General features: G+C 36.7%; 12 protein-coding genes. 9 read left to right on the forward strand and 3 right to left on the reverse strand.

Going from position 1 to position 13,209, the window contains the following annotated elements; translation table 11 throughout:
* Window positions 1-73 precede the first annotated feature (73 nt).
* The 8 genes from SOM16_RS01550 (at window position 74) to htpG (ending at window position 10,951) form a co-directional block, all read left to right on the forward strand.
* The gene (locus SOM16_RS01550; RefSeq protein WP_320462223.1) at window positions 74-1,159 is read left to right on the forward strand and encodes an efflux RND transporter periplasmic adaptor subunit; all 1,086 of its coding nucleotides are present in this window, start codon (window positions 74-76) and stop codon (window positions 1,157-1,159) included.
* 2 nt (window positions 1,160-1,161) lie between these two features.
* A complete protein-coding gene (locus tag SOM16_RS01555) occupies window positions 1,162-4,272 on the forward strand; it encodes an efflux RND transporter permease subunit (RefSeq protein ID WP_320462224.1) in 3,111 nt (1,036 codons plus the stop codon).
* A 1-nt stretch (window position 4,273) separates the two neighbouring features.
* Entirely contained in the window at window positions 4,274-5,584 is a 1,311-nt protein-coding gene (locus SOM16_RS01560) for a TolC family protein (protein WP_320462225.1), read from the forward strand.
* Between the two features lie 194 nt (window positions 5,585-5,778).
* Window positions 5,779-6,585 carry a hypothetical protein gene (locus tag SOM16_RS01565; protein WP_320462226.1) on the forward strand — a complete coding sequence of 269 codons (807 nt, stop codon included), beginning with the start codon at window positions 5,779-5,781 and terminating at the stop codon, window positions 6,583-6,585.
* A gap of 34 nt (window positions 6,586-6,619) precedes the next feature.
* A complete protein-coding gene (locus SOM16_RS01570) occupies window positions 6,620-6,955 on the forward strand; it encodes a c-type cytochrome (protein WP_320462227.1) in 336 nt (111 codons plus the stop codon).
* 463 nt (window positions 6,956-7,418) lie between these two features.
* Complete coding sequence (locus tag SOM16_RS01575; RefSeq protein WP_320462228.1) at window positions 7,419-8,282, forward strand: N-acetylglucosamine kinase; 864 nt, start codon at window positions 7,419-7,421, stop codon at window positions 8,280-8,282.
* Window positions 8,283-8,395: 113 nt separating this feature from the next.
* Window positions 8,396-8,788: a response regulator gene (locus tag SOM16_RS01580; protein WP_320462229.1), complete on the forward strand. Its 393-nt coding sequence runs from the start codon at window positions 8,396-8,398 to the stop codon at window positions 8,786-8,788.
* A gap of 276 nt (window positions 8,789-9,064) precedes the next feature.
* Window positions 9,065-10,951 (forward strand): molecular chaperone HtpG, encoded by a 1,887-nt coding sequence (htpG, locus tag SOM16_RS01585; protein ID WP_341850288.1) that lies wholly within the window; start codon window positions 9,065-9,067, stop codon window positions 10,949-10,951.
* A 227-nt stretch (window positions 10,952-11,178) separates the two neighbouring features.
* Here htpG and SOM16_RS01590 read toward each other — a convergent pair whose 3' ends face one another.
* Entirely contained in the window at window positions 11,179-11,667 is a 489-nt protein-coding gene (locus tag SOM16_RS01590) for a type I restriction enzyme HsdR N-terminal domain-containing protein (RefSeq protein ID WP_320462230.1), read from the reverse strand.
* A 390-nt stretch (window positions 11,668-12,057) separates the two neighbouring features.
* Between SOM16_RS01590 and SOM16_RS01595 the strand changes: the two genes are divergently transcribed.
* Window positions 12,058-12,798, forward strand: coding sequence for a LytTR family DNA-binding domain-containing protein (locus SOM16_RS01595; protein WP_320462231.1), 741 nt, complete (start codon window positions 12,058-12,060; stop codon window positions 12,796-12,798).
* A gap of 3 nt (window positions 12,799-12,801) precedes the next feature.
* Here SOM16_RS01595 and SOM16_RS01600 read toward each other — a convergent pair whose 3' ends face one another.
* Window positions 12,802-12,942 carry a hypothetical protein gene (locus SOM16_RS01600; protein WP_320462232.1) on the reverse strand — a complete coding sequence of 47 codons (141 nt, stop codon included), beginning with the start codon at window positions 12,940-12,942 and terminating at the stop codon, window positions 12,802-12,804.
* An 82-nt stretch (window positions 12,943-13,024) separates the two neighbouring features.
* Complete coding sequence (locus SOM16_RS01605; RefSeq protein WP_320462233.1) at window positions 13,025-13,165, reverse strand: hypothetical protein; 141 nt, start codon at window positions 13,163-13,165, stop codon at window positions 13,025-13,027.
* Between the last annotated feature and the right edge of the window lie 44 nt (window positions 13,166-13,209).

Here is a 13,209-nt window from a genome sequence, read left to right on the forward strand (position 1 = left end):
GGATATTTTTACACTCTTTATTCCAGAATCATAATCTAATGGAGCTGGTTTGGGGAACTACACAAATATAAACATGAAGAAAAGGTATATTATTTATGCTGTTTTTGCTTTAGGCTTAGCTTATCTGGTTTATTATCGGATCAAAGAAAACAAAAACGTAGAGGGGAAAGGTGCTGGCGCAACTGGTCAGGGCAAAGGCGGCGGAGGAAAATCTGCTGCATTGGTGGTTGATGGAATTGTGGTGAAGCCTACATCATTCAATAACGACCTGGAAGTAACAGGAGCAATAGAGGCTAATGAATCTGTTGTACTTAGAAGTGAAATATCTGGTTTGGTAACAGGTATCTATTTCAAAGAAGGAACGAATGTAACTAAAGGTAGTGTGTTGGTTAAGATTAATGATAGAGATATTCAGGCACAGCTACAGGAAGCGGTTACCAGACAAAAACTTTCTGGCACCAATGAGAACCGGGCGAAGCAACTACTGTCTAAGGGGGCAATCAGTCAGGAGGAGTACGACACATCGTTAGCAGATTCAAGATCATTGCAATCGCAATCGCAGTTGGTAAGGGCACAATTGGCAAAAGCAACCATCAGGGCGCCATTTTCGGGTAGAATTGGTTTGCGCAGCATTTCTGAAGGCACTTATCTTACGCCCACTACTGTAATTGCCAATTTAGTAAGCACCAATCCGATTAAAATTACATTTTCAATTCCTGAGAAATATGCCGGACAAATTAAAACAGGTTCGAGCATTACTTTTACAACCGATGGATCATCGAAAGAGAACACGGGGAAAGTATATGCAATAGAGCCAGGAATTAATGCCGCAACCCGCACGCTGCAAATCAGGGCATTGGCACAAAATGCGGATAATGCACTGCTGCCAGGATCGTTCGCGAAAATAAAATTAGCGCTAAATACCCTCCAAGATGCCATTTTAATTCCTAACCAGGCAGTTGTTCCCGTTTTGAAGGGGAAGATTGTTTATATCCAAAAGAATGGGAAAGCACAGGAAGTGAAAGTTGAGGCAGGCACCCGTACGGATAAAAATATAGTCATCACCTCTGGATTAAAAGTTGGCGACACCGTATTAACTACGGGATCAATGGCTTTAAAGCAAGATGCTCCGGTAAAAGTTCATTTGGTTAAAGAATAATTATGAGTATCTCTACTACGAGTATAAAAAGGCCTGTCCTGGCGATAGTAATGAATTTACTGATTGTGCTTTTTGGCGTAATCGGGTATACATTTTTAGGCGTTAGGGAATATCCGTCAATCGATCCAACAGTAGTTTCCGTGAGAACCTCATACCCTGGGGCAAACTCTGATATTATTGAATCGCAGATTACCGAGCCTTTAGAAAAATCCATCAACTCTATTGATGGCATTCGAAACATTTCATCTTCCAGTAACCAGGGAACCAGTAACATCACCATCGAATTTAACCTGGATAAAAACATTGAGGAAGCGGCGAATGACGTACGAGATAAAGTTTCTCAGGCAGCCAGAACCCTACCAAAAGATATTGATGGTTTACCAGTAGTAAGCAAGGCTGATGCAAACTCGGATCCAATTTTATCAATGACCATTCAAAGTGATAAAAGGAACACTTTAGAACTGAGTGATTTTGCAGAAAATGTAATTGCAGATAGGATCCAAACCATCCCCGGTGTGAGTAGCGTACAAATTCAGGGGCAGCGGAAATATGCCATGCGCATTTGGATGGATCCAAACAAATTAAGTGCTTATGGTTTAACCTCGCAAGATATCGTTACCGCATTAGATAATGAAAATGTAGAATTACCATCAGGGAAAATTACAGGTGCTACAACCGAATTAACGGTGAAAACCCTGGGGAAATTAACCAATGAAAGTCAGTTTAATAATCTGATTTTAAGATCAGACAGTAATCAGGTAATTAAATTACAAGATGTTGGTTATGCGGTTTTAGGTCCGGAGAATGAAGAAACCATTTTAAGAGAATCTGGCAAACCCATGGTTGCCGTGGCAATTATCCCTCAGCCAGGCGCCAATTACCTGGATATCAGTAAGGAATTCTACAATCGTTTTGATAAACTTAAGGCAGATATTCCAAAGGATATTAAACTAAAAGTAGCGTTGGATAATACACTTTTTATTAAGCGATCGGTTACTGAAGTTGCTGAAACGATAGGATTATCACTCGTATTGGTAATCTTAATTATCTACCTGTTTTTTAGAGATTGGGCTATTGCTTTCCGTCCGTTAATTGATATTCCGGTATCACTGGTATTTACATTCTTTATTATGTATGCCTTCGGATTTTCCATCAACGTATTAAGTTTATTGGCGATTGTATTGGCCACAGGTTTAGTGGTGGATGATGGTATTGTGGTTACAGAAAATATCTTCAAAAAGGTAGAAGAAGGCATGTCGCCTTTTGAAGCGGCAATTAAGGGTTCGAATGAAATTTTCTTTGCGGTAATTTCCATTTCCATTACACTTGCCGCAGTGTTCTTGCCGGTAATTTTCTTACAGGGTTTCGTTGGGCGGCTATTCAGGGAGTTCGGGGTAGTGATTGGTGCGGCAGTTTTGATTTCTGCATTCGTTTCGCTAACGCTTACGCCCATGTTAAATGCCTATTTAATGAAGCCAGGCGGTCATAAGCCTTCAAAATTCTACAACTGGACCGAACCTTACTTTGTTAAACTAAATGATTCATACGCCTCAAACCTGAATAAGTTTTTAGACAAGCGCTGGCTTTCTATTCCCATTATTGTAATTTGTATGGGACTTATTTTCTTATTCTGGAAGGTGTTACCAAAAGAAACTGCGCCATATGATGACAGGAGTGCAATCAACATTAGTGCAACTACTCCCGAGGGTTCATCCTTTGCGTATACAGATCAGTTTATTATGAAATTGAACCAGTTGGTGATGGATTCTGTTCCAGAAAAAAATGTAAATATTACCATTACCTCACCCGGTTTCGGCGGTTCAGGATCTGTTAACTCAGGATTCGTACGCATGGGGCTTGTTAATCCGGAAGACCGGGAGCGAACCCAAAAGGAAATTGCAGATCAGCTGACGAAAATCACCAAAAAATATACAGAAGGAAAAACCATCATCAATCAACAGCCAACCATTTCTGTAGGGCGAAGAGGCGGTTTACCCATCAGCTACATTATCCAGGCACAAAATTTCGAAAAACTGAGGGAGAAAATTCCATTGTTTATGGATGCCGTGGCGAAAGACCCAACCTTCACCGTTTCTGATGTGAACCTTAAATTCAATAAACCAGAAATCAACTTAACTATTGATAGAGATAAAGCCAAAAACCTGGGGGTTTCTATCTCAGCAATTGCCCAAACCCTTAACTTAGGCTTGAGTGGACAGCGCTTTTCTTACTTCTTCATGAATGGAAAACAATATCAGGTAATTGGCCAGTTTGATCGTGGCGATCGGAAAGACCCTTTGGATCTGAGTTCGGTTTATGTTCGTAGCGACAAGGGAGAATTGGTTCAGCTGGATAATCTGGTAACCGCAAAAGAAGAAAGTAGTCCGCCGCAGTTGTATAGAAACAACCGTTTCATTGCAGCGACGGTTTCTGCTGGCCTGGCACCAGGCAAGAGTATTGGCGAAGGAATTGAAGCAATGGATGCCATTTCGTCAAAAATACTGGATGAAACCTTTTCTACTGACCTAAGTGGAGAATCGCGGGATTTTAAGGAAAGTTCTTCGAACACTTTTTTCGCTTTCGGTTTAGCTTTATTACTGGTTTACTTAATCCTTTCTGCACAGTTTGAGAGTTTTAAAGACCCAATTATTATTATCCTCACCGTACCCATGGCCGTAGCCGGTGCATTTTTATCCCTATGGTTATGCGGCCAGAGCTGGAATATTTTCAGCCAGATTGGAACCATTATGTTAATCGGTTTGGTAACAAAGAATGGAATATTAATCGTAGAGTTTGCGAATCAGTTAAAAGAGATAGGAACACCTATTGCTGAAGCCATCCGCGAGGCATCGGTTTCCCGATTGCGTCCTATTTTGATGACCAGTTTAGCCATCGCCATTGGCGCATTGCCTATTGCTTTGGCTTTAGGGGCAGCAGCGAAAAGTAGAATGAGTATGGGAACAGTAATTGTTGGTGGAACACTTTTTTCACTGGTACTTACCCTATTTGTAATTCCGGCGATTTACTCTTACTGGGCCAAGCCATATAAACCAAATAAACAACTAAAAGATGCCCATCGCTTCGAACAGGAAGCATTAAACATAGAAGAATAAGATGAGCAAGAAATTACAATTATTATCTTTTTTAGTGTGTATATCCTTTTCTGGATTTGCACAGGAGCTGCTTACGCTAAAAGAAGCGGTAAGCATCGCCCTGCAGAATAATTACGATATTAAAATCAGCCGGAACGATTTATCAATCGCCAAGAATAATAATAACATCGGCAATGCAGGTATGCTGCCAACCCTTGATGGAACTTACATAAATGGCGGAGGTATTCAGAATACCAGGCAAACACCAGCCACCGGACCTGAAAGGGTGATTACCGGAGCAAGAAGTACCAACAACAGTTTAGGCGCCGATTTAAACTGGACGGTTTTTGATGGCTTTACCATGTTTGCGAATTATAACCGATTAAAAGAATTGCAAAAACAGGGTGAAGTAAATGCCCGATTAACTATCCTGAACACCGTTGCAGATGTAATTAATGCCTATTATGATGTGATCAGGCAGCAACAATTGCTTGTTGCAGCAGATAGCGCTATTGATGTTTCTGTTTTACGAACCAACATTGCTAAAACCAAGCTGGAACTAGGAAGAGGGTCTAAATTAGATGTATTGACTGCCCAGGTAGATTATAATACCGATACTTCCAGTTATCTCCAGATTAAAAACTTTTTACAGGTGGCGAAGATCCGTTTGAATCAGATTATGGTTCGGGATATCAGCGCCAATTTTTCTGTTGCCGATAGCATAGATGTAGACCGGGGTATTTTGTTTAGCAAGCAGGCAGAGATTGCTGAGCAACAAAATCCTAATGTGCAGAATGCTTTTATTAACCAAAGGCTAGCCTCGCTGAATCTGAAGGCCGTTCGTGGTGCTCGTTATCCTGCCATTAGTTTAAATTCTGGTTACAGCAGGGCAAACAGTACAAGCCCTACCGGGTTTAACCAGCGTTTTGCGGCAAATGGATTTACTTACGGAGTTACAGCAAGTTTAAATTTGTTTAATGGCTTTTTACAACGGCAAAATGAGCGCAATGCGAAGATTGAAATTGAAACCTCAAAATTGAACCTGGGTAAAACAAAACTGGATGTGAATTCTCAATTGCTTTCTGCCTATCAGAATTATGCTACCTACCTGGATTTAGTAAAGCTGGAACAGCGAAATGTGGATATTGCGAAAGAAAGTTTAGACATCACTTTGGCCAAGTACAGACTTGGAAGTATTGCTCCGCTGGAACTTCGGGAAGCACAACGCAATGCGATAGATGCTCAAAACCGTTTTATTGAAATGCAGTATCAAGCTAAACTGGCCGAAACCAACCTGAAAGCAATCAGTGGAAATATAAATTTATCTAATTAGTTTAAGATAAATTAAGCTAAAATTAATTGACCTGCGAAGTCTGCGCTTTTGTGCGCACCACTTCGCGGGTTTTTTCATGCCAATAAAACACAAAAATTCGGCTTCAAATAAGCATAGTAAAATAAATCTATACAATATTTAGTTGTAAACATGTATAATTAATTACTATATTCACAAAACCAAATATACATATCATGACTACTGATTTAGTTCATACTATCAGGGCCAACCTCGCCATCCTGCAAAACCAGCCATTATCTGGCGGTATTGTAGCCAAAAATCTTCATATTAGTGATAATGGAAATGGCGAATTAACCTTGTATGGTGATTTAACAATTACGCTAAAAGTTTTGGACCTTACTACAGATGGTGCGCCGAACTTAAATAGTTTAATGACTTTTACCCAACAGGTAATTACAACAAAATTAAGGGGTGGTGGATATAAAAGTGGGGTGATGATACATAAATATAATTCCGCTAGAAAAATTTTCGACAAGACTAAAACCTGGACTTATTCTATCCGTTATAATTTTAATTTCGCAGTAAATGTTATACAGATCAATATGCTAACTCAGATTAAAGGCAATGATTTTGTACTAGCTGTTGTCGATAGTATCGGTCATCAGTTTACCGATCAATATGGTAGAAGGCAAGGTTCAGGAGGACTTGCACAGGGTGAGGGGGGACCAGCAACAGTTAGTTATAATAGTTGGCAAAAAAATAAATATATTGCTGTACATGAGTTTTTTCATACCCTCAGTTTAGATGATATTGAAGATTCAGATAAAAAAAGCAGATTAATGTATCATTTAGGCGATAATTCCGGTCAAACAATATCTGATACTGAAAGAGGAAATGTGCTAAAATTTATTATGGTCAATATTAATGACATAACAAAAATTAACAGCACAAATTTCAACCTCAATACATTAAACAGATTAAGGACATTTTTAAATAATCCAACAAATGGTTTCAAATTTAATAAAGCTAAGTTTAGGTAGCCTACTTAGCATATTGCTATTTGCATGTCAAAATGTGAAAGAAAATACAATTAAAAAATCGGTAGATACCTGTAGGTTTTCAAGGTATGATGTTGGTCAACTTATATCTAATTTTGGCTGTAAAAATTGCCATATCGCCTCAATTGAAGAAAGAATTGATAGTAAGGGTTCGATTTCATTTAGAGGTTTAGCGGCTGTAGATAGCCTAAAGCTTATCGATTATATTTTTACTAAAAAGCATAAGGGGTGGTATAATAAAGACGGAAACTTTAAAACGGCAAGGATGGACACCTTAAGTGAATGTGAGATAAAAAATATAATCCATTACATCAAAGATTCAGGCAGAGATATACCTATGCCAACCCAATAACACTTATGTTTTCATAATTTAATAAAGCTAAAGTCTGCTTTCCAAATTGATATTCAGGATGATATAAGCAGGGTAAATATATAGTGAAAGAAAATCTAAATAAGCGCTAAGATATTAGCTTCAAAATCAAACTAAATAACTTCAAATTATAGGATAATAACCTCGATACAGAAGATAATACCTAAATCATTGGTATAGCAGGTGAATCAAAAGGAGAAAAGCCGCATACCAAAACTTCATAATGCATGGTATAAACATTCTTTTTTATCCAATTTAAACAGGTTCTGAAGATAATGGTAGAGATATTCCAATACCCAGCCAATAGCAAATTTTTTAAATTTAGAAACGCTTACTGAATGTGTTCAAAGATTTCATAAATAGAGATAATAGAAATTAAAGCCACAAACGGGTAACGAAATTATTTCAAGCATAAAATTCTACATTTAATTTTTATATTTAGTGCATGATACTTGTTGCAGATAGTGGCTCATCAAAAACAGATTGGATGGGTTATCTTAATGGAGAAACCATTAAATTTAATACCACTGGAATAAACCCCTATTTTTTAAGTGAGCAGGATATTTCAAATCTAATTTCGAAAAATGAAACCGTAATTCAATACGCGGATCAGGTAAAGGAAATTTACTTTTTTGGCGCGGGTTGCTCCTCACCAGATAAACACGAAGTGGTTTCGAATGGCCTTTCCGAAGTTTTTCAAAACGCTTTTATCTCTGTAGATCACGATTTGCTTGGCTCTGTTTATGCAACGTGCGGCAATGCCGAAGGATTAAACTGCATTTTAGGAACAGGGTCAAATATTTGCTATTTTGATGGCAAAAAGATTCATGATGGCCACCATGGCTTAGGTTATGTTCTTGGTGATGAGGGTTCGGGCACCTTTTTCGGCAAAAAAGTGTTGCTTGCCTATTTATATGATAAAATGCCTGCTGGCTTAGCTGCAGAATTTAAAAAGGCTTTTCCTGCTGATAAAGAGCAAATTATCACCAATGTCTATCAAAAGCCTTTTCCTAATATTTACCTGGCAGGCTTTAGTAGATTTATGGCCAGCCACCGAGATCATCCGTTTATTCAGGAGGTTTTAAAAAGCGGATTTCAGGAATTCGTGAATACTAATGTAAAGGATTACCCCAAGTACAAAGATGTACCTTGCCATTTCGTTGGCTCTATTGCATACTATTATCAGGAAACTTTAATTGAGGTTTTAATTGAGAATGGTATCGAACCAGGAAAAATCTTACAGAAACCAATAGAAGAGCTTTTTAATTTTATTCTGCAAAAAGAGGGAATTGTTCAGCAAGCCAGTTAATATTTCAAAATTTTATTTGTTTATCAACTAATTGTTAAAATATTCTTAAGATTGTAAACTTAACATGATACATTTTGTTATATTTTTGAAGGCAAATAAATTGCTTAAAACATATGAAGAGAATACTGGTAGTTGACGATGATATTGAGGTTTTAGAAACCATACAATTAATACTGGAAATCGGTGGGTTCAAGGTTTCAGCACTTAACGATGGAGAAGAGATATTTAACCGGATTGAAAGCTTTAAGCCAGATTTAATCCTACTTGATATATCGCTTGGTCATATCGACGGGCGTGTATTATGTGAGCAATTAAAATCTATCGAGAACACTTCTAAAATTCCGATTCTTCTAATTTCTGGTTTATATAATCAGAACGATTTTACCACTTTAAATTATGGCCAGGATGATTTTCTTTCAAAACCATTCCAGATGGATGTTCTCCTGAAAAAGATTACTAAAATCCTATCTCTAGAAGAAGATAAACCGAGTTTTCATTTAAATTAGAAACAGATATACTTTATAAAAAGCCAAAAGACACAACTGTTTTTTGGCTTTTCTGGTTTATTTAAATAAATCCCGGTTACAAATCTTGAAGTTTGTAAATAACTCCTGAATTAGATAAACCACTGGAACAAAAATATTCTTATAGATCCAAGATAACAGATTAATTCGTCGTTTTTTCCAGGCAATGAAGACAAAACAAGGCTGTCATTTTGGCAAACAAAAGGCTTTGGAACAACCCTTGTTATGCAGGATGTAGATTAAACAATTTATTTACATATGAGCATTCAAGAAAAAGGAAACATCTCGATACATACCGAGAACATTTTCCCGATAATTAAAAAGTTTTTATACTCTGATAACGAGATTTTTCTCCGTGAGTTGGTTTCAAACGCTGTAGATGCGGTTCAGAAAATTAAAAGACTGGGTTCATTAGGTCAGTTTAATGGCGAAGTAGGTCAACCTTTAGTAAAAGTTGCCGTTGATAAAGAAGCCAAAACTATTACCATTAGTGATAATGGTTTAGGAATGACTGCAGAAGAAATTAAAAAATACATCAACCAGGTTGCATTTTCTGGTGCAAGTGAATTTGTAGAGAAATTTAAGGATGCAAAAGACGCTAATGAGATTATCGGAAAGTTTGGGTTAGGTTTCTATTCTGCTTTTATGGTTGCAGATCTAGTAGAAATTCAAACTTTATCTTATCAGGATGGTGCTGAACCAGCACGATGGGTTTGTGATGGAAGTACTGAATTTGAAATTACGGAAGGCACAAAAACTACCCGTGGTACAGATATCATTCTTCATGTAAACAAAGATTCTGAAGAGTTTTTGGAAGAATCTAAATTACAAGAGATTTTAGATAAATACGCTAAATTCTTACCTGTTCCAATTCAGTTCGGTACTAAAACAGAATCTGTAGAGGATGGTGAAGATGAAGAAGGCAAGAAAAAATATATGGATGTAGAAGTTGATAATATCATCAATACTACTAATCCCATCTGGACAAAAGCACCTGCAGATTTGTCAGATGAAGAATACTTGAGTTTCTACCGTGAATTATATCCATTTAGCGAAGAACCATTGTTTTGGATCCACCTTAATGTAGATTATCCTTTCAACCTCACTGGTGTATTGTATTTCCCGAAATTGAAAAATGATTTCGAAATGCAACGCAATAAAATTAAATTATACTCCCGCCAGGTATTTATTACCGATGAGGTTAAAGATATTGTTCCAGAATTTTTAATGTTATTGCATGGTGTAATTGATTCACCTGATATTCCATTAAATGTTTCACGTAGCTTCTTGCAAGCAGATAGTAACGTAAAGAAAATTAACAACTACATTACTAAAAAAGTTGCTGATAAATTAGCTGAGTTATTTACGAAAGATCGTCAGGCATTTGAAGACAAATGGAAAGACATTGGTTTGTTCGTTAAATACGGAATGATCAGCGAAGAGAAATTCTACGATAAAGCCAAAGATTTCGCTTTAGTGGGTAACACTAAAAACGAACTTTTCACTTTAAATGAATATAAAGAGAAGGTAGCACCTTTACAGACAGATAAAAATGGTACCGTAGTGTATTTGTACGCTAACGATGCTTCAAAACAAGATGCTTTTATTCAATCAGCGAATAAAAAGAATTATGATGTTTTGGTATTAGATTCACCAATAGACAACCACTTCATTAATCAAATGGAGCAGAAATTAGAAAAAACCTCAATTAAACGGGTAGATTCTAGTGTTGCTGACAAGCTGATTGAGAAAGATGAAGTAAACGAACACGTTTTAAGCGAAGATCAGGTTAAAGAAGTAACTGCAATCTTTGAAAAAGCAATTACTAAACCGGGCATGCAGGTAGAGGTTATCGCCTTAAATCCGGATGAATTACCAGTAACCATTACCATGGATGAATTTATGCGACGCATGAAGGACATGGCTGCTATGGGCGGTGGAATGGGCTTCTACGGTCAGATGCCGGATAGCTACAAAGTGGCTATTAACGGAAACCACAAATTGGTGAGCAAGATCTTAAATACAGAAGGTGAAGCGCAAGCTAATCTTGCTAAACAGGCTGTTGATTTAGCTTTATTAGCACAAGGTATGTTAACTGGTGCTGAATTAACTGCTTTCGTGAGTAGAAGTGTAGAGTTAATCTAATCGCTGAATAATATGTTTTATGAAAGGGAGAGATCGTAAGGTTTCTCCCTTTCTTTATTTTATGGAATGGAGATCAGACGGAATTGTTAGAGGATGAATATGCTCGTCATACATTTCCGTCTATCTTTTGGTGGCTCACCAATCAAAATAGCGCACAAAAAAAAGCCCTAATAAATTAGGACTTAATTTCTATAGAATCTCCGGGACGTTAAGATTTTAGTAAAATTTTAGCTTGCTGCCTGCTTTTGATCAACATTGAAGTAATCTTTATGATCTTCAATCATCTTGGCAATTGTTGCCGCTTTAGTATCTGTTAATTTAAATTCGAATAAAGGGGCCTGATTTTTCTTTGATTTTACCATCTTCTCTGTGTAAAAGCGATAAACCAATCCGTTTGTTAGTAAGCCATATTTTGCTTTCGTTTTACGGAAGTATTTCGATAAACGTGAATCGTGAATATCCAAGCTATCTTCATGGTGCTTACACTCTACCAAAATAGTAGGCTCACCATCTTTCATAATGGTATAGTCAACCTTTTTACTTTTCTTCACTCCAAAATCCAGCACAGCCTCAGATTGAACCTCTGAAGGATTGAAGCCTAAAATTTGGATGAAAGGCATAACTAATGCATTTCTGGTTGAATCTTCTGTTTGAACTTGTGGAAGCATCTTTTTGATCCTGACAGCAAATTGCCCTATTTCGTCTTTAAGTTCCATGATAGTGTATATTTTTTTAGAGGTATGGGGTTATTTGTATTTCCAAATTTTAAAACCTTCCGTGCTTAACCCAGTTTTGTATTGCCTGTTTAAAATGATCTTTAGAACAGGCTACACAAATTTGGGCAGGCAGATGTTAGGTTAATTAAAATGATAATGGTGAAAACACCAGTCATCTTAATTATTTGTTTTTGGCAAACAGTTTAAAGATTATAAAAAAGAGATATGAAAGAGATTTTATTACATGAACCCCCCAGAATTTTACACGAAACCTGTAGATTTTTACACGAAACTAGCGTTGCGTTTTTTTTAATACGATGAAGCTAAATACAATCCATTTTTTATTTAACTTGCAATAATTCATTTCAAGCAATATTATTTATAACTATCATGAATCTAAAATGCGTTGTTATCGACGACGAACAGCATGCAATTGAGGTAATTACCGACCATATCGCAGAGATGCCCGGTTTGAGTGTTTTTAAGACTTTTACCAGTCCTGTCCAGGCACTGACTGAGCTTAGCTTAGATGATGAGATCGATTTATTATTCATGGACATTGATATGCCTGGAATTAATGGCCTCGAATTAGCCAAGAATATTAGGGAAAAGGCGAAGTATCTAATCTTCACCACTGCACATCCTGATTATGCTTTACAAGCCTTCGATGTACAATCTGATCAATATCTGCTTAAACCTATCTCATTTGCTAAATTTGCCCTGGGTATAGATAGAATTTTGAAAAAAGAAGCTAATAACGCCCGCGCAGCAAAGGAAGTAGACCAGGTATCTGCACTTTATATCAAAGGCGACCATAAATATGCGTTTTCCAATATTGCTATCGATGAGATTCTTTACATCAAAGCACTTCAGAACTATATTCAGATTATTACCAATACTGAAACACACATCACTTACCTTACCTTAAAGGAGATTGACAAGGCTTTAGAGCGTCATCCATTTATTCGGGTAAACAAATCGAACATCGTTGCTAAATCTGCTATCAAAAAAGTGGATGGAAACATTATCCGCTTAACTAATAATGAAATGATACAAATTGGTGAGGGCTATAAAGAAGCTTTCTTCACCTATGTACAAAACAGTTTATTAAAATCAAACAGAAACCAGTAGGTATTAGTCTACAATGTAGCTGGTCATTACTATGGTATGGGTCATATCACCTGTTGCATTAGTAGTGAAGTTATTTTGAGCTTTAACATTTTTGTAAACAAAAACAGTTTTTTTAGCAAGTTTCGGCGTATTTTGAGTTTTCATAATATGATAAATTTAGAAAGAGTTATTATTAATTTTTGTTTAAAAGTAGTACCTAATCTATTATCAGAAATTCAATAGATTATTAGTCTACAATATAGCTGGTCATTACGATGGTATGGCTCATATCTCCTGTTGCATTCGTAGTGAAGTTATTTTGAGCTTTAACATTTTTATAAACAAATACAGTTTTTTTAGCGATTTTTGGAGTGTTTTGAGTTTTCATGATATGATAAATTTTAAAGTGTTATTATTGTTGTTATTAATTTC

This window comes from Pedobacter sp. CFBP9032 (genome assembly GCF_034045265.1).
GTDB lineage: Bacteria > Bacteroidota > Bacteroidia > Sphingobacteriales > Sphingobacteriaceae > Pedobacter.